Origin of the sequence: Pseudomonas fragi (genome assembly GCF_002269505.1) — a bacterium.
In the GTDB taxonomy this organism is placed as follows: Bacteria; Pseudomonadota; Gammaproteobacteria; order Pseudomonadales; family Pseudomonadaceae; genus Aquipseudomonas; species Aquipseudomonas fragi_D.
In genome coordinates, this window is record NZ_NQKQ01000013.1 from 60,274 (window position 1) to 79,580 (window position 19,307).

12 protein-coding genes are annotated in these 19,307 nt (G+C 62.1%); 1 reads left to right on the plus strand and 11 read right to left on the minus strand.

Features of this window, described 5'->3' with window-relative positions:
* Window positions 1-32 precede the first annotated feature (32 nt).
* From CJU81_RS13435 to CJU81_RS13485, 11 genes are all read right to left on the minus strand, one after another.
* The gene (locus tag CJU81_RS13435; protein WP_095037026.1) at window positions 33-656 is read right to left on the minus strand and encodes a glutathione S-transferase; all 624 of its coding nucleotides are present in this window, start codon (window positions 654-656) and stop codon (window positions 33-35) included.
* A complete protein-coding gene (locus CJU81_RS13440) occupies window positions 653-4,294 on the minus strand; it encodes an AAA family ATPase (protein WP_095037027.1) in 3,642 nt (1,213 codons plus the stop codon). The genes CJU81_RS13435 and CJU81_RS13440 overlap by 4 nt, the downstream gene beginning before the upstream one ends.
* A complete protein-coding gene (locus tag CJU81_RS13445) occupies window positions 4,291-5,532 on the minus strand; it encodes an exonuclease SbcCD subunit D C-terminal domain-containing protein (RefSeq protein WP_095037028.1) in 1,242 nt (413 codons plus the stop codon). Before CJU81_RS13445 ends, CJU81_RS13440 begins: the two co-directional genes overlap by 4 nt.
* Window positions 5,533-5,598: 66 nt before the next feature.
* Window positions 5,599-7,233, minus strand: a complete 1,635-nt coding sequence (locus tag CJU81_RS13450) for a BatD family protein (protein ID WP_095037029.1) — start codon at window positions 7,231-7,233, stop codon at window positions 5,599-5,601.
* Window positions 7,230-8,972, minus strand: a complete 1,743-nt coding sequence (locus tag CJU81_RS13455; protein ID WP_095037030.1) for a tetratricopeptide repeat protein — start codon at window positions 8,970-8,972, stop codon at window positions 7,230-7,232. Before CJU81_RS13455 ends, CJU81_RS13450 begins: the two co-directional genes overlap by 4 nt.
* On the minus strand, window positions 8,969-10,042 hold the full coding sequence (locus tag CJU81_RS13460) for a vWA domain-containing protein (protein WP_095037031.1): 1,074 nt from the start codon (window positions 10,040-10,042) through the stop codon (window positions 8,969-8,971). Before CJU81_RS13460 ends, CJU81_RS13455 begins: the two co-directional genes overlap by 4 nt.
* Complete coding sequence (locus tag CJU81_RS13465; RefSeq protein ID WP_095037032.1) at window positions 10,035-10,529, minus strand: DUF4381 domain-containing protein; 495 nt, start codon at window positions 10,527-10,529, stop codon at window positions 10,035-10,037. Before CJU81_RS13465 ends, CJU81_RS13460 begins: the two co-directional genes overlap by 8 nt.
* Window positions 10,526-11,470 (minus strand): DUF58 domain-containing protein, encoded by a 945-nt coding sequence (locus CJU81_RS13470; protein WP_095037033.1) that lies wholly within the window; start codon window positions 11,468-11,470, stop codon window positions 10,526-10,528. The genes CJU81_RS13465 and CJU81_RS13470 overlap by 4 nt, the downstream gene beginning before the upstream one ends.
* Before the next feature lie 3 nt (window positions 11,471-11,473).
* Window positions 11,474-12,433 carry an AAA family ATPase gene (locus CJU81_RS13475; protein ID WP_016780594.1) on the minus strand — a complete coding sequence of 320 codons (960 nt, stop codon included), beginning with the start codon at window positions 12,431-12,433 and terminating at the stop codon, window positions 11,474-11,476.
* Window positions 12,434-12,629: 196 nt separating this feature from the next.
* Window positions 12,630-13,376: an amidohydrolase family protein gene (locus CJU81_RS13480; protein WP_095037034.1), complete on the minus strand. Its 747-nt coding sequence runs from the start codon at window positions 13,374-13,376 to the stop codon at window positions 12,630-12,632.
* A gap of 150 nt (window positions 13,377-13,526) precedes the next feature.
* On the minus strand, window positions 13,527-13,883 hold the full coding sequence (locus tag CJU81_RS13485; RefSeq protein WP_095037035.1) for a hypothetical protein: 357 nt from the start codon (window positions 13,881-13,883) through the stop codon (window positions 13,527-13,529).
* A 496-nt stretch (window positions 13,884-14,379) separates the two neighbouring features.
* Between CJU81_RS13485 and CJU81_RS13490 the strand changes: the two genes are divergently transcribed.
* Complete coding sequence (locus CJU81_RS13490; RefSeq protein ID WP_095037036.1) at window positions 14,380-19,236, plus strand: NAD-glutamate dehydrogenase; 4,857 nt, start codon at window positions 14,380-14,382, stop codon at window positions 19,234-19,236.
* Window positions 19,237-19,307: the final 71 nt, after the last annotated feature.

Here is a 19,307-nt window from a genome sequence, read left to right on the forward strand (position 1 = left end):
GTGACCGCACTCGACTTCAAGATCACTGAAAATCAGCTCCCTCTCCCTCCGGGAGAGGGTTGGGGTGAGGGGCTTTTGGCCATCACCGAAGTAAACAGGTCGGAAGCCAGAAACCGCTCCAGCCAGGCATTCAAGTGCGGCAACGGCGCTTGCGCAAACCACTCCCGATCAACATGGGCAAACTGGCGCACAAAGGGCGCCAGGGCCACATCGGCCAGGCTCAACCCCGGACCGCTGAGGTAGGGGTGGCGTTCAAGCTGCTGCTCAAGCCCTTGCAAAAACTCGACACCCTGGGCCCGATAATGCTCCATCGAATGTTCCGGATAGCGAATGGCGTATTTGTAGCGATCCAGCAGCACCTTGAAGATGCTGTCATTCGCTTCGATCAGCTCCATGTGATCCGCTTGCAACCAGTTGTCCGGGTCATGTTGGCCCAGCGCCCACTGCATGATCTCCAGGCTTTGCTCGATCACCCGGCCATCGGCACAAACCAGCACCGGCACTGTGCCCTTGGGAGAGGCCGCGAGCATTTCGGCCGGCTTGGCCTTGAGGCTGACTTCGACAATCGACAACGGCACACCGCTGTAGCCCAGGGCCATGCGTGCACGCATGGCATAGGGGCAGCGGCGGAACGAATAGAGCACGTGCCGGTTCATTTCACCTCCACGGTGCTCAGGCCATTGCCCTGGCGGCGCACCTGAATTTGTACCGGAATACGCTCGTGCATTTCCTGTACATGGGAGATGACGCCCACTTTGCGGCCCTGGGCCTGCAAGCCGTCGAGGGCATCCATCGCCAGTTGCAGCGATTCCGGGTCGAGGCTGCCAAAACCTTCGTCGATAAACAGCGATTCGATTTTCAGCGTGCTGGAAGCCATCGATGCCAGCCCCAGTGCCAGGGCCAGCGATACCAGGAAGGTCTCACCGCCGGACAATGAATGCACCGAGCGCAGTTCGTCACCCATTTCGGTGTCCATCACCAACAGCCCGAGCATGCTGCCGCCCCGTTTGAGGCGATAGCGGCGCACCAGTTGGCGCAATTGCGCGTTGGCGTGATGCACCAGCAAGTCGAGGTTGTAGGCCTGGGCGATTTTGCGGAATTTATCGCCACTGCCCGAACCGATCAGTTCACTGAGCCGGGCCCAGCGCTGCCATTCGTCATAAGCCTGGGCGATGCGCTGTGCCAGTGCCTGGTTGGCTTGCTGGCGGCGTTGGTCTTCGCTTTGTCGGGCGCGCAGTTCGGCACATTGCTGCTCGCTGGCGGCCAGCTGCGCGTGCAGTTCCACCAGAGCGTTGTTGAGCGCTTCGGCGTCAAGGTTGCCGTTGGCTTGCGCCTGATGCAGGGCCAGACGCTGTTCGCGCTCTTGCAGCAAGACGCGGGTTTGCTCGATGGCTTTTTCACTGTGTTGCAGTTGCTGGCGCAGTTCGCGCACCTGACTGTCGTCGTAGGCCAACAATTGCTGCAGGCGACTGTCGTCAAGCTCTGAGTGTTGGGCGCGCCATTGCCCCAGCAACGTGCCGAGTTGGGCATGTTCCTGTTGCAAGGCTTGCTGGCGCTCTTGCCCGGCCTTGAGCTCGGCCGTCAGTTGCAGCAACTGGTTGGCGGTGGCTTGCAGGGCCTGCTCGGCCTGGGTCTGGGCCGCACGGGCCTGTTCAACCGCCTGCTCCAGCGTCTGCTGCCATTGCCCGGCGCTGGCGTGGTCGCCGAGCAATGCCTTGAGGCTGTGCTGGCTGGCCTGTTGCTGCACGCCCAGCTCATGGACGCTGGCTTGCAGATCGTCCAGTGCCTTGCGGCGATTGGCCTGCAGATACTGTTCGCGCTCAATGCTGCTGGCGCGCTCGGCTTGCTCGGCCTGTTCGTCGCGCTGTTGATCGAGTTGAGCCAGTCGATCCGCCACCTGGCGGTCGAGGGTCATAAAGCAGGCTGACGGATTTTCGCGCAGCGCATCAAGAGTGGCCGGAGTCAGCAGACTGGCAAACTCGCTCAGCTCTTCTTCAAGGCGGCGGCTGTCGGCATTCAGATGCAAGTGCTGCTCGGCCAGTTGTTGTGCGGCGAGCTGGCTGGCCTGGGTGCAGCGCTGCACTTGCTGCTGTAAATGCGCGGCCTCTTTTTGCAAGGCCAGCAGCACGTTCTGGCGCTGTTCGTCCTGGGTGATGCTGTGGTGCAGTTGTTCGAGGCGCAGGCTCAGCCATTGCTCGCGTTTGCCCGGCTCCTGGGCCAGCCACTGTTCGTAGAGCGGGTGGGCTTCAAGATCGGGCGCGAGGGCTTGTTGCTCCTGATGAATGCGCTCTTGTTGTTGCAGAAACTCTTTCTGCTGGGCAATCAGCCCGCCGACTTTTTCACGCAGTTGGGCAAGAGTTTCCTTGAGCCCGTCAACCACGGCGCAGGCGCTGGTTTCTTCCGCTTCATCGTGGCGGCCAAGGCTTTGCAGCAATGCTTCGGGCTGGTGGTACGGGTGCTCGGCGCTGCCACACACCGGGCAGGGCTGGTCATCCTGTAACTGCCCGCGCAGTTCTTCGACGCTGGCACTGCGGGCCAGGCGTTGACGCTCAAGCAGTTGGCGGGTCACCTGCAGGGTTTGCTCGGCCATTTCAAGGTCGGCCTTGGCCTTGATGCCTTGCTGGCTCAGGCGGTCGCGTTCCTGTTGTACGCTGTGTTGTCTGATCTGCAGCTCTTGCAGGCGGACATCGAGTGCGTGCTGGCTGTTGCTCAGGCGTTGCAGCTCTTCAAAGGCACGCTGTTGCTGGCGGTTGTCCTTGAGCAGGCTGCCCAGGGTGTGGATTTGTTCGTTGACCGCATGGGGCTCTGCAGCGGCTTCCTGAAACAGGATTTCCAGGCTGTTGCGCAGTTCGCTCAGTTGCTGCGCCGCTTCTTGGGCGCGCAGCTCCAGGCCTGGCAGTTCTTCGCGACCCTTGGTCAGGCTGTTGCTGAGCAGAACCAGTTTTTGCAGGCGCGGGCGGTAGGCGTCCCAGGCGTTGGCCAGTGGTGCCAGTTCGCTGCTGCGTTCAAGCTGGGTGGCAATCTGTGCCAGGCGTTCGGTGCCTTGTTGCTGACGCTCAAGCAGGGCATCCAGCGCCTGTTGTCCGGCGTTGCAGGCCTGCTCGGCCTGTTGCTGGAGGGTCTGCTGGCTGCTCAGCGTCCGGGTCAGGCGGTCAAGGTTGGCCTGTTCCAGATGAGCTTGCTGCACTCGCGGCGCAGCCTCCCGTTGTTGCTCCTGCGCCAGGGATGCCGCCTGAAGGGCGTTTTGAACGTCTGCCTCCAGACGGGCCTTGCGTTGGCCCAACTCGGTCTGTTGGTGCAGTTGGGCGCTGATTTGCTCGGCCAGCGGGCTCAGTTGCCCCTCCAGCTCGGCCAGCCGGGCAAACTGATGGCGTTGCGGCGCCAGTTGCTCCAGCAGATGCAGGGTCTGGCGCTGGTCGGCCTGACTGTCCCACAGGGCTTGCGCCTGTTGCAGCTGGTCGGCTGCACTCTGTCGTTGTTCTTGCAGCTCGCTCAGGGTTTTGAGCCAGCTGTGCTGCTGTTCAAGTTGCTTGAGCTGGCCTTGCTGATTCTTCAACTGCTGCTGGGCTTGCTCGAAGCGCTGATCCAGTTCGGCGCGGGCCTCGGGCTCAAGCGGGGTAACGCCGACGGCCTGGTCGAGCAGAAGCTTGTGCGCATCCTTGGCCTCTTTGGCCTTGTCGAAGGCACGCTTGCCCAGGCGGGTGTAGAGGGCCGTGTCGGTGAGCTTTTCCAGCAGCTCGCTGCGTTCGTTGTCATCGGCCTTGAGAAAGGCGCTGAATTCGCTTTGGGCCAGCATCACGGCGCGGGTGAATTGCTCGAAGTTGAGCCCCAGGCGCGCTTCCAGCTGGACTTTGTAATCGCCTTTCTGGCTGGCCAGCAGTTGGTCACTGTCAAGGTCGCGCAGGCTTTGGCGGCTGGCCTGCAACTTGCCGGTGGCTTTTTCGCGGGCGCGATTGGCTTCCCAGCGGGCACGGTAGCGGCGCCCGTCAATGCCGACAAAGTCCACTTCGGCATAGCCTTCACCGGTACCGCGGCGCAGCAGGGTGCGTGGGTCGCCGGTGGCGATTTCACCGTCGGCGTCCGGTACCTTGGCATCGCGTCCGGTGTTGTTCAGTCGGGGCACGGCGCCAAACAGGGCCAGGCACAGGGCATCGAGCAGGGTGCTTTTACCGGCGCCAGTGGGGCCGGTGATGGCAAACAGACCGGCACTGGCCAGGGGCTCGGCGGTGAAGTCGAGCTCAAAGGGACCGGCCAGCGAGGCGAGGTTTTTCAGGCGGATGGCGAGGATTTTCATGGTTGTTCACCTTCCAGCTGAACTTCTTGCAGCAGCACGGCAAAGTCCTTGAGGGTTTGTTCGTCGGCCTCACTGCCGTAGTTTTCCTGCCAGGCGCGGCTGAACAGCTCCAGCGGCGTTAACTGGTCGAGCTCGATCAGCCCCGAGTCGTCGTCACCGTGACGGCTGCCGCTTCCGGCATATTCGGCGGCGATACGCACCAGCCGAACGGACTTGCCCTGCAGCGCCGTTTCAATCTGTTGGCGCAAATCGGGCTGCGGTTCGTCGAGTGTGACCCGTACTTCCAGCCAGGGCTGGCGCTGGGTATCGGCGAGCAGGTCGATATCCGCCAGGTCCGCCAGTTGGGCGAGGATGTCAGCCAGTGGCAGCGGGCCGATCCGTTGCAGGTTGACTGCCCGGGGGATCAATATCGGCTCAACGCTGACCAGGGTTTCGCCTTTGAGGGTGACGTCGAGAATCTGGTGCTGGTAGCCGATTTCCGAGAAGGACAAGGGGATTGGCGAGCCGCAGTAGCGGATGCGCTCTTCGCTGTTGACCCGCTGCGGTTTGTGCAAATGGCCCAGGGCCACATAGCTGATATCGTGGCCGAACAGGCTGGCGGGCAGGGCTTCGGCATTGCCGATGATCAGGCTGCGCTCGGAATCTTCGGAGACCGACCCCCCGGCCATGTGCGCGTGGCTGATGGCAATCAGCGCCTGGCCCTTCTTGCGCTTGGCATTGGCGGCCTCGATCAGTCTTTCATGGACCTGGCCGATACCGCGCAGGTAGTCGTCCCCCAGGTGTGCGCCGGTGACTTCGGCGGGGCGCAAAAAGGGCAGCGCCAGGCACCAGGCTACCGTCTTGCCCTTGGCATCGGGCAAGGGGATCAGCAGGCGCTCGGCGTCGAGCTGGCCGTCGTCGAGCCACAGCACCCGGCCCAGGGCATGGGTACGCAAGCGGCGCATCAGGGGCGCAGGCAGTTCGATGCGCGAGCCGGAGTCGTGGTTGCCGGCAATCATCACAATGGTCAGCTTGGGCTGTTGCTCATGGGCACTGACGATAAAGTCGTAGAGCCGTTCCTGGGCTTTGACCGGCGGGTTGACGGTGTCGAAGATGTCCCCGGCTATCAGCAACACGTCGGGTGTGTGCTCCGCCAGCCGGGCCAGTAGCCAGGACAGAAAACAGGCGTGTTCAAAGTCGCGGTCCTGGCCGTGGAGGTTTTGCCCCAGGTGCCAGTCGGAGGTGTGAAACAGGCGCATAACAGAATCCGTTTTCAAAGGGGCAGGCAACCCGCTCGCTCAAGCGGTACACGGGTTGCCCTGAAATTATTTGGGGTACAGCGGTGGCAGGCTGCTCGGCTCGCTGGCGTCTTGTTGCTCGCGTTCGGCGGCAGGAATGCTGCGGATGGCCTTCCACAGCTCATCGCCTTGCCAGTGCTGGCCGGTTTCGCTGTAGAGCGCGCCGTTGAGGCCGTCCAGGGCATCGGACAGCAACACAAAGCGTGCCGCCATATCGGCCAGGGTCTCGGGTTGCTGCCGCGCCCAGGCATCCAGGGCCTGGCGGGTGGCCTGGGGGTCGTTGGCCAGGCACGCGCGCTTCAGGTCGTCCAGCAGGGTGCGCGGGCTTGGGCCGGTTTGCGCAGCGCGCAGGATTGCCGGTTGCCAGCGGGCACGCCACCACAGACCCAGACTGGCCAGGGTGGTGAGTGCCAGAAACAGGGTGCTGAGCTGCCAGATCCAGAGCGAGGGCGCTTCGTTCTGCGCTGTTGTGGTGCCACTGACCGGTGTGTCCACAGCCAGAGTGGGGTTGGCCGCTGCGAGCAGGGTACGGGCGGGCAGGTAAGTGCGCTCCAGATGATCTTCATGGGTGTTCCACCACACCACTTCGACGGCGGGCAGTTCAATCTGGCCAACCCGGGTCGGAACCAGTGCTTCGCGCTCTTCGCGGCTGCCGATCAGGCCGTTTTCGGTGATCTGGTTGCTCAGTTGCGCCAGGTCGGGGTAGCGCCGCAGGCCGTTGACGTCGGTGGCGGGCAGGGGCGGCAGTTGGGCGCTGGACAGGCCTTCGGCCTTGAGGGTGAGGGTGCGGGTCAGCGAGTCACCGACCAGCGCATGGTCAGGCTCGGGGTTCCAGGTTTCACTCATGCTCAGGCTGCGCGCTGGTAACCAGGGGGCATTGGCAGGCCAGATGTCGGGCTTGGGCAGCACGTTCAGCGGGATTTCGGCCGAGGTCACGTGCACCATCTTGCCGGGCTTTGGCCCCAGCGGGGCAGGGGCCGTGGCTTGCTGGCTGTCGACCTGGGTGGCACTGAAGGTCTGGGCCGGGATGACCAGCTCGCCGCTGCGCTGCGGATAGATACCGTAGCGGCGTTCGATCACACCGTGGCGCACGCCATTGATCAATTTTTCATAGGTACGCGACTCGCCCAGTTGCTCGACAATGGCGTCGTCGAGGTGCAGGGCGGTCAGGCTGCTGTCATCGTACAGCGCCACCGAATGGTAAACGCGCACGGTCAGCAGCGCCTGGGCCTGCACATAGACGCTGGGCTGGTCGAGGCTGGCTTCGATAAATACCGGGGCCAGTTCGTTTTCGCTGGCCGCGCTCTGGGTGACGGTGAGGGTGATCGGCTGGCTGTGGTAGTCACCGACTTGCAGCGCCGGGATGATCACCGTGCCGGTCTGCTTGGGTTGCAGGGTGATCATCCAGCGGGTGGTGCCCTTGTTGTCGTCGCTTAGGCTGTTGAGCTGGTTGACCTGGCGGGTACCGCGTACTTCGAACAGGCCGTCCAGCGGGGTCAGGTCGGGCTTGCCAAACTGGGTGACGTCGTCGGACTCCAGGGTCAGCTCGACGGTTTCACCGGAGTTGAGCTGGTCGCGGTCAATGCTGGCGACCAGTCCCATGGCGTGTGCAGGCAAGGTCCAGCAACACAGCAGAAGAAGCAAAGCGCAGAGGCGGTTCATTTGGGCGTGTCCTGATGGAGCTGCTGTTCGTACCAGAATTTGCGGCGCAACAATTCGCTGGGGTTGTCGGGGATCTGTCTGAGCCATTGTTCAAGTGCCTGGCGCTGTTCTTCTGCGGTCTGGTCGGCGGTCGGTGCGGGCGCACGGGTGGTGGGTTCGTCGCCAGGTTCGCCGTCGGCGCGCGGGGCAGCGTCGGGGTCGAGCTGCTCGTGCGGCGCCGGCTCGGTGCTGGGGTTAGTGGCCGAGCTGTTGTCTTCATTGTGCAGTGTGCTGCTGGAGGCACCCTGGGCGCTGCTGCTCAGCGGGGTTTCAGACTCGGCTGGCGCAGGCGGCTCGGGGGGCTGTTCGGTTTCGGCTTCGGCGGCAGCTGCGGCGCGCTGCTGCTCAAGCAGTTGCTCGACCAGGGCTTTGTTCTGCGCGGCGGCCTCCAGCTCGGGTTGCAGTTCCAGCGCCTGTTCCCAGGCATCGATGGCCGCTTCCAGCTCACCGTTCATGGCCAGGGCATTGCCGCGATTATAGTGCGCGCTGGCGCTGTTGACTTCGGCAAAACGTCGGGCGGCGCCAGCATAGTCGCCAGCCCGGTACAGAGCCACGCCCTGCCAGAGCGGGTCGCTGAAATGCTCCACAGCCAGCAGCGGCTTGTTTTGCTGCAACAGGCGCAGGCCCTGTTGGTCGGGGCGCAGCCACAGGTCGGTAAAGCTCATGGCCTGCGCCGGCTGCGGTTGCAGCATAAACAGCAGGGGCAGGCAGAACAGCCAACCGCGCCGGCCTGCGCAGGCCACCAGCAGCAGAAGGGGCAGCAACAGCCAATAACCCTGGTCGGCCCAGGTATCCAGTTGCAGGGTCTGGCCGTCATTGCGCAGGTTGCGCGGGCCGTCGAGCAGGCCCAGACCGCGCAGGTCATTGTCATCCAGACGCGCCTGGCGATAGCGCCCGTCCACATCCAGGGCAAAGGCCCGCAGGCTGGGGCTGTCCAGGCGTGGCAGGAGAATGGCGCCCTGATCGTCCTTGAGGAATTGGCCACTTTCGTCCACCACCGGCGCGCCTTCGCGACTGCCAATACCCAGGATCAACAGTTGCGGAGCATGGCCGCTCAAGGCCTGGCGGATGCCGTTGCGTTCCTGTTCGCTGAGTGATGAGGTGATCAACAGCAAGCGACCCTGGCCCAGTGCGCTTTGATCCAGCAGTTCAAGGGCCTTGCCAATCGCCAGGTCGGCGCGATGCCCCGGCTGAGGCATGATCGACGGCTTGAGGGCTTCGAGCAGGTTGCGGCTGGTGGCCATGTCATCGGACAGCGGCACCAGGGTATGGGCACTGCCCGCGTAGATGATCACGGCGGATTGCGCGTCGTTACGGTTTTGCAGCAGGTCGTAGATCTTGCGCCGCGCCTGCTCCAGGCGGTTGGGCGAACTGTCGGTGGCGAGCATTTCGGGGGTCAGTTCGAGCATCACTACCAGGGGGTCTTCGGGTTTTTGCGAGGGCTGCTCGACGCGTTGCCAGCTGGGCCCGAGCAGGGCCAGCATGGCGAGCAGCCAGCCCAGGCCCAGGGCGATCCATGGCAGCTTGCTGCTGCGGCCGGTGCCGCCGCTGAGCAGCACCCGATGAAAAGCGGGCGGCAGGATTTTCTGCCAGCGACCGGCGCGTTTTTCCCGGTGCCAGCGCTGCCACAGCAACCAGCCGAGCAGCGGCAGGATTAGCAGCCATTCGGGGCGCAACCAGTGCGGCCAGAGCGAGCTCATCGGCGCCTCCGCAAACGCAGGCGCGTGAGGCGCGCACGCCAGTCAGGGTGTTGCTGCAGAAAATGCTTCTTGCTCAGCCAGCGTTGCAGCGGGTTGTTGGGCCACAGTTCGCGGATCACCAGCAGCACGCTGAGCAACAGGGCCACGGCCAGCGGCCAGCTGTAGAGTGCCTGGGCCGGGCGCGCCTGGGTCGGTTGCTGGGCCACGGGTTCCAACTGGTCGAGGGTGTCCTTGATGGCTGCCAGTTCACCACCGTTGCGGGCACGGAAGTAGCGGCCACCGGTGACTTTGGCGATTTCTTCGAGCGCCGGTTCATCAAGGTCGACCCCGGGGTTGATGGTGAACATGCCCTTGCTGCTGTCGTCGGGGTCGGCGCCGATGCCGATGGGGTAGATTTTGACCCCCTCTTCGGCCGCTAGGCGTGCCGCTGTCAGCGGGTCGATCTGCCCGCCGTTGTTGGCACCATCGGTAATCAGGATCAGCACCCGGCTTTGTGCCGGGCGTTGGCGCAGGCGCTTGAGGGCCAGGCCAATGGCATCGCCGATAGCGGTATTTTTACCGGCGATGCCGATGCGTGCTTCGTCGAGCCAGGTGTGCACGGTGTGACGGTCAAAGGTCAGCGGCGCTTGCAGGTAAGCCTGGCTGCCGAACAGGATCAGGCCGACGCGGTCGCCTTCACGGTTTTCCAGGAACTCGCCGAGCAGGTTTTTTACCAGGTCCAGGCGGGTTACGTCTTCACCCTGCCATTGCATGTCGGGGTAATCCATCGAGCCCGAGACATCCACCGCCACCAGCAAATCACGGCCGCTGGCAGCAATCGGCAACGGCTCACCCAGCCATTGCGGGCGGGCAGCGGCGGTCAGTAACAGCAACCAGAGCACGATATGAGGGATTTGCTGGCGCCAGGAGGGCAGGTTGGCGCGGGCTTTGCGTCGGGTCAGTTGCTCAAGGTCACTCAAGAAACTGACCTGTAGCGCCGCCTCGCCGCTGTCGGCAGGCGGCAGCACCAGGCGCATCAACCAGGGCAGGGGCAGCAGGACGAAGATCCACGGCCAGGCAAATTCAAACATGTTTGCGAATCCAGGTTTCAACCGCTTGATTGAGCCCGGCAATGGCTTTGTCGTCGAGCTTGCACTCGGGTTTATAGGCGCCTTCAACCAGCACCATCCAGCGGGTCAAACCGGCAGCCGGGCAGCGGTTGTCGAGAAACGCCAGCCACTTGCGACCATTGAGGGTGTGGCTCTGGCTGTAGGGGTAGTGGTTGCGGCACAGGCGCTTGAGCAGGCCGTTGAGCTGCTGCAACCAGGCGCCGGCCGGTGCGCCGTCGTAGGGTTTGGGAAAACGTGCCAGCTCTTCAAGGGCGGCCAGGCGCACCGGGTCGAGGGGTTGCTCGACGCGGGCCGGCTGGCGTGTGGCGGGCAGGTAGCGGCGCAGCCACCACAGGCCCCAACCCAGCGCGGGCAGCACAATCAGCAGCAGCCACCAGCCCGGTGCCGGCGGCCAGATACCGAGTTCGGGCGGTGTGATCAAAGGTTGCAGTTGCTCAAGTTGTTTCATGAGGCTTTGCCGGGGCGTTTGGCGTTGAGGTATTCACGCAGTTGTTCGACCATTTCACTTTGGGTGCTGAGCGGCATCAGCAATACCCGCAGCTTTTGCGCCAGCAGTTCCCAGCGGGCGATGCGGGCTTCGCCCTGGGCGCGGTAGGCCTGACGCAAATCATAATTGAGCGTATCCAGTTCCAGCTGCGCACCGCCCTCGGCAAAGCGCAGCAGCCCGGCAGCGGGCAGGGCGTGATCCAGCGGGTCGGACAGCGGCAGCAACATCAGGTCGCAGTGGCGCGACAACAGGCTCAATTGCTGTTCAGCGGCGTCGGTGAGGCCGCGCTCATCGCAGATCACGATCACCAGGCTGCCGGGGCGCAGCACTTCGCGGGCGCGGATCAGGGCCATGCCCAGGGCATCGCGGTCCGATTGTACCTCGGTGTGCAGCGACTGGTTGACCCGCACCAGACGGTTAAGCAACTGCAACAGGCTCTGCTTGCTGCGCCGTGGTTTGATTTCATAGTGTTCATGGTCGCCAAACACCAGCCCGCCGACGCGATCGTTATGGCCCAGCGCAGCCCAGCCGATCAGGCTCGCGGCCTGGGCGGCGAGCACTGATTTGAACATCTGCCCCGAGCCGAAAAACAGCCGCCGGCTTTGTTCAGCGAGGATAAAGATCGGCCGCTCGCGCTCCTCATGAAACATCTTGGTGTGAGGTTCCTGGGTGCGGGCGGTGACACGCCAATCGATGGTGCGCACATCGTCACCAGCCTGATAGACCCGCACCTGATCGAAATCGACCCCGCGCCCGCGCAGTTTCGAGTGATGCAAGCCCACCAGCGGGCTGCGCTGGCTGGGCGAGGAGAACAGCTGCACCTCGCGCACCCGGTGGCGCATCTCGATCAGTTGCGCAAGGGTGACGCGGATGCCGGGTTCGGCGGGCAGGGGGGTGTTCATCGGTCAGGCAACGGCCACGACGTCGAGGATACGCTGGACCACGCGGTCCTGGTCGATTCCGGCAGCCTCGGCTTCAAAGGACAGGATGATGCGATGGCGCAGCACGTCGAACAGCACGGCCTGGATATCTTCGGGGCTGACAAAGTCGCGCCCGGCCAGCCAGGCGTGGGCCCGTGCGCAGCGGTCCAGGGCAATCGAGCCGCGGGGGCTGGCGCCATAGGCGATCCACTCGGCCATTTCCGGATCGAATTTGCCCGGGGTGCGGGTGGCCATCACCAACTGCACCAGGTATTCCTCTACGGCATCAGCCATATACAGGCCGAGGATTTCCTTGCGCGCGGCGAAGATGGCTTGCTGGCTGACCCGGCGTTCGGGCTTGGTCTCGCCGTTGAGCGCCTCGCCGCGGGCCTGCTGGAGGATGCGGCGTTCGACGGCGGCGTCCGGGAAGCCGATTTTGACGTGCATCAGAAAACGGTCGAGCTGGGCCTCGGGCAGCGGGTAGGTGCCCTCCTGCTCGATGGGGTTTTGCGTGGCCATCACCAGAAACAGCGGCGACAGCTCATAGGTACTTCGCCCGACACTGACCTGGCGTTCGGCCATGGCTTCGAGCAGCGCCGATTGCACCTTGGCCGGAGCGCGGTTGATTTCATCGGCCAGCACCAGGTTATGGAAGATCGGCCCTTGTTGAAACACGAAACTGCCGGTTTCGGGGCGATAGATCTCGGTGCCGGTGATATCGGCGGGCAGCAGGTCGGGGGTGAACTGGATGCGATGGAACTGCGCTTCGATGCCTTCTGCCAGTTCCTTGATAGCCTTGGTCTTGGCCAGGCCGGGTGCGCCTTCGACCAGCATGTGGCCGTCGGCAAGCAGCGCGATCAGCAGGCGGTCGATCAACTTTTCCTGACCGAGGATCTGGGTTGAAAGAAAGGTTCGCAGCGCAAGCAGCGCTTCACGATGTTCCATCGATGACTGTTCCTGAAAAGGACACCGGCGGCGCAAAAATTACGCCGGGGTTGGGGGCGTTACTTTAATCCATTGGAGGCCTTGCGGACTAATGGCGGTTGGGCTTTTTATGGAAAAAACTGAAATGCGCAGGGTTGTTGAGAATGCTGCTCATCTGCGTGGGGTATGGCGGATAAAAAAGAGGGGAATGTTGCAATTACAGACCGTAGAACGTGCGGGCGTTCTGCCATAAGGCTCTGTGCGCGCCGTCCTCACCCAGGGCGTCCATCAGCAAGGTGATGTCGCTGGCCGCAAAAGGCCGTGGCGCCCGGGTTGAGGGCAGGTCTGTGCCAAACATCAGGGCATCGGGGTTGATGCCGTGAACCTGTTGCAGCACCGGCGCTACAGCGAAATCAACCCGGCCAAAGCCACAGGCCTTGATCCGTACACCGTGCTCTGCCAGGCGCAGCAGGCTGGGCAGGCCGTCGTGGCTCAGGCCCAAATGATCGATGCTCAGCGCCGGCAAGCGCCGTAACCGCTCTTCAAGCCCCGCCAGCTCCCGAGAGTCGATATACAACTCCGAATGCCAGCCCACTTGCTCATGCACGCGCATGGCCAGTGATTCGAGCTGGTCAAGTTGCTCGCAACCTCCGCGCTTGAGGTTAAAGCGCAGGGCCCGCACACCGTGGCTATGCAGGGTTGCCAGTTCGTCATCGGTGACGCTGGCCGGCAGCTGGGTCACCCCGACAAACCCCGGCCCCAGACGCTGCAAGGCATCAATCAGGTAGCTTTGGTCATAACCCTGGAAGGAGCCCGATACCACCGCGCCGCCGACGATACCCTGGGGTGTGGCCCGGGCCAGGTAATCATCGGCACTGAAAAACCCCGGCACATAGCCGTTGTTGGGAATCAGCGGGTAAGCGCTGTCGATGATATGGCAGTGGGCATCGAAGATCGGGCGCATGGTGGTGAGCTCCAGTGGAAGTGCATGACTGTGGGAGCGAGCCTGCTCGCGATGGTATCAGTGCGCCGGGCCAGACAGATCGCATTGCCTGCATCGCGAGCAGGCTCGCTCCCACAATGTGCCCTGCTAGATTCCCTTCCTCATGGAGGATTAATTCAGCTCGCTGATATAGGTACCAGTGCCCTTGAGGATGTTCTGCAGGGTCAGTTCAACTTCAGCCAGGTCTGCGGCGGCGGTGCTGTGCAGGATTTCCAGATGGTCATCGCCCTTGAGCACATCAGTATCACCTGCGGCGATTTCGATCAGCAGGCGGGTAGGGCTCAGGGTGACTTTTACCCCGTCCAGGGTCGAAGGCTCGTCCTCAAGGGTGATTTCCAGCTCGTCTTCGTCCGGGTAGCGGGTCATCAGGAACATTTCGCCCGTATTGGTGTGGCAACACAGCATCGCCATGTTGTCTTCTTCGTCGTCGCACGGGTTGGCGAGCAGGTGGTCGGTGGTCATTTGCATGGGTAATTCCTGGCGCTCTTGGCGCGGGTAGGTCGATCAGAGGCCAATTTTGCCAGCCTGAACCGATTTGTGCAGGTTTGAATGGAACATCAGGGCAAATGGTCAGTCATTTCTGATACTGACTTTGGAAACCAAGGCGCTTTTATGAAGGTTTTTCGCTCCTCGATGCTAGGGTTGTTCATAGGTCACGCCTGCTGTTGCGTCCCGATGACCGAATATGTCGCCGCACCGTAAGCAGGCCGTGCAGCTCACTCGTTAAGCTGCGCGGTGATTGTTATCTCTAAAGACACAGCCTGTTCAGCCGGCAGTCGTTTTTGTAGATAACCATCCTTGAAGGTGAATGTGACCCATGGGTCACGGCCAGCTTCACCTCCCTGTCATGCTGTGCGTTGAAGGTGAACTGCCCGAGTCAGACCTTGCACAGCATTGGCAGCTCCCCATGCGGGAATAACACGCGACGCTTCTCTCAATAACAAGCCCAAGCGGAGTACCACAGATGGCGTTCTTCACCGCAGCCAGCAAAGCCGACTTCCAGCATCAACTGCAAGCGGCACTGGCGCAGCACATCAGTGAACAGGCACTGCCACAAGTGGCGCTGTTCGCTGAGCAATTCTTCGGCATCATTTCTCTGGATGAACTCACTCAACGGCGCATGTCCGATCTCGCTGGCTGCACGCTGTCAGCGTGGCGCCTGCTGGAGCGCTTCGATCCGGCCCAGCCGCAAGTGCGGGTGTTCAACCCCGACTACGAACGCCACGGCTGGCAGTCCACCCACACCGCGGTTGAAGTGCTGCATCACGACCTGCCGTTTCTGGTGGACTCGGTACGCACCGAGCTGAACCGTCGCGGTTACAGCATTCACACCCTGCAAACCACGGTATTGAGCGTTCGTCGTGGCAGCAAGGGCGAGCTGCTGGAAATCCTGCCCAAGGGCACTACGGGCGAAGGTGTCTCGCAAGAGTCGCTGATGTACCTGGAGATCGATCGCTGCGCCCACGCCGCCGAATTGAACGTGCTGAGCAAGGAGCTGGAACAGGTTCTGGGTGAAGTGCGCATTGCCGTGGCTGACTTTGAGCCGATGAAGGCCAAGGTGCAGGAGTTGCTGGCCAGTGTCGACAACTGCCAGTACGCCGTCGACGCCGACGAAAAAGCCGAAGTCAAAAGCTTCCTGGAATGGCTGGTGGGCAACCACTTTACCTTCCTGGGTTATGAAGAATTTGTGGTACGTGATGAAGCCGATGGCGGGCATATCGAATATGACGCCAATTCTTTCCTTGGCCTGACCAAGTTGCTGCGCGCCGGCCTCACCGCCGAAGACCTGCGCATCGAAGACTACGCCGTCAGCTACCTGCGCATGCCGACCCTGCTGTCGTTTGCCAAGGCCGCACACCCGAGCCGCGTGCATCGCCCGGCGTACCCGGACTATGTATCGATCCGCCAGATCGATGCCAGCGGCAAGGTCATCAAGGAATGCCGCTTCATGGGCCTGTACACCTCCTCGGTGTATGGCGAAAGCGTGCGCGTGATCCCTTATATCCGCCGCAAGGTCGCGGAGATCGAGCGTCGCTCGGGCTTCCAGGCCAAGGCTCACCTGGGCAAGGAACTGGCGCAGGTGGTAGAAGTGCTACCCCGTGACGATCTGTTCCAGACCCCGGTGGATGAGCTGTTCAGCACCGTGATGTCGATTGTGCAGATCCAGGAACGCAACAAGATTCGCGTGTTCCTGCGCAAAGACCCGTATGGCCGCTTCTGCTACTGCCTGGCTTATGTGCCGCGTGACATCTATTCCACCGAAGTGCGGCAGAAAATCCAGCAGGTACTGATGGAGCGCCTGCAGGCTTCGGATTGCGAATTCTGGACCTTTTTCTCGGAATCGGTGCTGGCCCGTGTGCAGCTGATTTTGCGGGTTGACCCAAAAAATCGGATCGATATCGACCCGTTGCTGCTGGAAAAAGAAGTCATCCAGGCTTGCCGCAGCTGGCAGGACGACTACGCCAGCCTGGTGGTCGAGAGCTTCGGCGAGGCCAATGGCACCAAGGTGCTGGCCGACTTCCCGAAAGGCTTTCCGGCAGGTTACCGCGAGCGCTTTGCTGCGCACTCGGCCGTGGTCGACATGCAGCATTTGATGAGCCTGAGCGAAAAAAACCCGCTGGTGATGAGCTTCTACCAGCCACTGGGGCAAAGCGCCGGCCAGGAACTGCATTGCAAGCTGTACCACGCCGACACGCCGCTGGCCCTGTCCGACGTGCTGCCGATTCTGGAAAACCTCGGCCTGCGTGTGCTGGGCGAGTTCCCGTACCGTTTGCGTCACGCCAACGGTCGCGAGTTCTGGATTCATGATTTCGCCTTTACCGCTGGTGAAGGCTTGAACCTGGATATCCAGCAACTTAACGACACGCTGCAGGATGCGTTCGTGCATATCGTGCGCGGCGATGCCGAGAACGACGCCTTCAACCGCCTGGTACTGACTGCCGGCCTGCCTTGGCGCGACGTGGCGTTGCTGCGTGCCTACGCGCGTTACCTAAAGCAGATTCGCCTGGGCTTTGACCTGGGTTATATCGCCAGCACCCTGAACAACCACACCGACATCGCCCGCGAGTTGACACGGTTGTTCAAGACCCGTTTCTATCTGGCGCGCAAGCTGACGGCCGAAGATCTGGAAGACAAGCAAGTACGTCTGGAACAGGCGATTCTGACGGCACTGGACGATGTTCAGGTGCTCAATGAAGACCGTATCCTGCGTCGCTACCTGGATTTGATCAAAGCCACGCTGCGTACCAACTTCTACCAGCCGGATGCCAACGGTCACAACCGTTCGTATTTCAGCTTCAAGTTCAACCCGCACCTGATCCCCGAGCTGCCAAAGCCGGTGCCGAAGTTTGAAATCTTCGTCTACTCGCCACGGGTTGAAGGCGTGCACTTGCGCTTCGGTAATGTGGCCCGCGGCGGTTTGCGCTGGTCTGACCGTGAAGAAGACTTCCGTACCGAAGTGCTGGGCCTGGTAAAAGCCCAGCAAGTGAAGAACTCGGTCATTGTGCCGGTGGGCGCCAAGGGCGGTTTCGTGCCGCGTCGTCTGCCATTGGGCGGCGGCCGTGACGAGATCCAGGCCGAGGCGATTGCCTGCTACCGGATCTTTATTTCCGGCTTGCTGGACATTACCGACAACCTGAAAGATGGCGCGCTGGTGCCGCCGTTGAACGTGGTTCGTCATGATGACGATGACCCGTACCTGGTCGTGGCTGCCGACAAGGGCACCGCAACCTTCTCCGATATTGCCAACGGCATTGCCATTGATTACGGCTTCTGGCTGGGTGATGCGTTCGCCTCGGGCGGCTCGGCCGGTTATGACCATAAAAAAATGGGCATTACCGCCAAGGGCGCCTGGGTTGGCGTGCAGCGTCACTTCAAAGAGCGCGGTATCAACGTCCAGCAAGACAGCATCAGTGTGGTCGGCGTGGGTGACATGGCCGGCGACGTGTTCGGCAACGGTCTGCTGATGTCCGACAAGCTGCAACTGGTCGCGGCCTTCAACCACCTGCACATCTTTATCGACCCGAACCCGGAGCCGGCCAATAGCTTCGCCGAGCGTCAGCGCTTGTTCGACCTGCCGCGTTCGGCCTGGTCGGATTACGACACCGGCATCATGTCGGCGGGCGGCGGGATCTTCTCGCGCAGCGCAAAAAGCATCGCTATCTCTGCCGAGATGAAAGAGCGCTTCGCGATTACTGCCGACAAGCTGACCCCGACAGAACTGCTCAATGCCTTGCTCAAGGCACCGGTGGACCTGTTGTGGAACGGCGGTATCGGTACTTACGTAAAAGCCAGCAGCGAAAGCCACGCCGATGTCGGCGACAAGGCCAACGATGCGTTGCGCGTCAATGGCAACGAATTGCGCTGCAAGGTAGTGGGCGAGGGCGGCAACCTGGGCATGACCCAGCTGGGCCGTGTCGAGTTCAACCTCAACGGCGGCGGCTCCAACACCGACTTTATCGACAACGCCGGCGGCGTCGACTGCTCTGACCACGAAGTGAATATCAAGATCCTGCTCAATGAAGTGGTGCAGGCTGGCGATATGACCGAGAAGCAGCGCAACCAGCTGCTGGGCAGCATGACCGACGAGGTTGGCGGCCTGGTGCTGGGCAACAACTACAAGCAAACCCAGGCCATTTCGCTGGCGGCACGCAAGGCTTATGAGCGAATTGCCGAATACAAGCGCCTGATGAACGATCTGGAGGCCCGTGGCAAGCTGGACCGTGCCATCGAGTTCCTGCCGTCTGAAGAGCAGCTCAACGAACGCGTAGCAGCGGGCCATGGCCTGACCCGTGCCGAGCTGTCGGTGTTGATCTCTTATAGCAAGATCGATCTCAAGGAAGCATTGCTCAACTCCCAGGTGCCGGATGACGACTACCTGACCCGCGACATGGAAACCGCGTTCCCGCCGATGCTGGTCAGCAAGTTTGCTGAAGCCATGCGTCGCCATCGTCTGAAGCGTGAAATCGTCAGCACCCAGATTGCCAACGATCTGGTCAACCACATGGGCATCACTTTTGTCGAACGCTTGAAAGAGTCGACCGGCATGAGTGCAGCCAACGTGGCTGGCGCATACGTGATCGTGCGTGACATTTTCCATCTTCCGCACTGGTTCCGTCAGATTGAAGCGCTGGACTACCAGGTACCGGCTGAAATCCAGCTGGCGCTGATGGATGAGCTAATGCGCCTGGGCCGTCGCGCTACGCGCTGGTTCCTGCGTAGCCGTCGTAACGAGCTGGATGCTGCGCGCGATGTGGCGCACTTCGGCCCGCATCTGGCGGCGTTGGGCCTCAAGCTTGACGAGTTGCTGGAAGGGCCGACCCGCGAAGGCTGGCAGACCCGCTACCAGGCTTACGTCGAGGCTGGCGTGCCGGAGTTGCTGGCGCGCATGGTGGCGGGTACCACGCACCTGTATACCCTGTTGCCGATTATCGAAGCTTCGGATGTTACCGGGCAAAATGCTGCGGACGTGGCCAAGACGTACTTTGCCGTGGGCAGCGCGCTGGACCTGACCTGGTACTTGCAGCAGATCAGCAACCTGCCGGTGGAGAACAACTGGCAAGCCCTGGCCCGCGAAGCGTTCCGTGACGACATCGACTGGCAGCAGCGGGCAATTACCATTTCGGTGCTGCAGATGACCGATGCGGGGGAAAGCATCGAGGCACGGCTGTCGCTGTGGCTTGAGCAGAACCACACCATGGTTGAGCGCTGGCGCGCGATGCTGGTGGACCTGCGTGCCGCCACCGGCAACGACTATGCTATGTACGCGGTGGCCAACCGCGAGCTGCTGGACCTGGCGTTGAGCGGTCAATCAGGGCTCTGACAGCCTGAGTTGCAAAACAAAGCCCCGGCTCATGTGCAATGAGTCGGGGCTTTTTTGTTTCTGGGGGTTAC

Coding starts and splice junctions, on each gene's coding strand:
- CJU81_RS13490 (WP_095037036.1), top strand. CDS start 14,380: ATGGCGTTCTTCACCGCAGCCAGCAAAGCCGACTTCCAGCATCAACTG.
- CJU81_RS13460 (WP_095037031.1), bottom strand. CDS start 10,042: ATGTTTGAATTTGCCTGGCCGTGGATCTTCGTCCTGCTGCCCCTGCCC.
- CJU81_RS13475 (WP_016780594.1), bottom strand. CDS start 12,433: ATGGAACATCGTGAAGCGCTGCTTGCGCTGCGAACCTTTCTTTCAACC.
- CJU81_RS13465 (WP_095037032.1), bottom strand. CDS start 10,529: ATGAAACAACTTGAGCAACTGCAACCTTTGATCACACCGCCCGAACTC.
- CJU81_RS13470 (WP_095037033.1), bottom strand. CDS start 11,470: ATGAACACCCCCCTGCCCGCCGAACCCGGCATCCGCGTCACCCTTGCG.
- CJU81_RS13450 (WP_095037029.1), bottom strand. CDS start 7,233: ATGAACCGCCTCTGCGCTTTGCTTCTTCTGCTGTGTTGCTGGACCTTG.
- CJU81_RS13440 (WP_095037027.1), bottom strand. CDS start 4,294: ATGAAAATCCTCGCCATCCGCCTGAAAAACCTCGCCTCGCTGGCCGGT.
- CJU81_RS13480 (WP_095037034.1), bottom strand. CDS start 13,376: ATGCGCCCGATCTTCGATGCCCACTGCCATATCATCGACAGCGCTTAC.
- CJU81_RS13455 (WP_095037030.1), bottom strand. CDS start 8,972: ATGAGCTCGCTCTGGCCGCACTGGTTGCGCCCCGAATGGCTGCTAATC.
- CJU81_RS13445 (WP_095037028.1), bottom strand. CDS start 5,532: ATGCGCCTGTTTCACACCTCCGACTGGCACCTGGGGCAAAACCTCCAC.
- CJU81_RS13485 (WP_095037035.1), bottom strand. CDS start 13,883: ATGCAAATGACCACCGACCACCTGCTCGCCAACCCGTGCGACGACGAA.
- CJU81_RS13435 (WP_095037026.1), bottom strand. CDS start 656: ATGAACCGGCACGTGCTCTATTCGTTCCGCCGCTGCCCCTATGCCATG.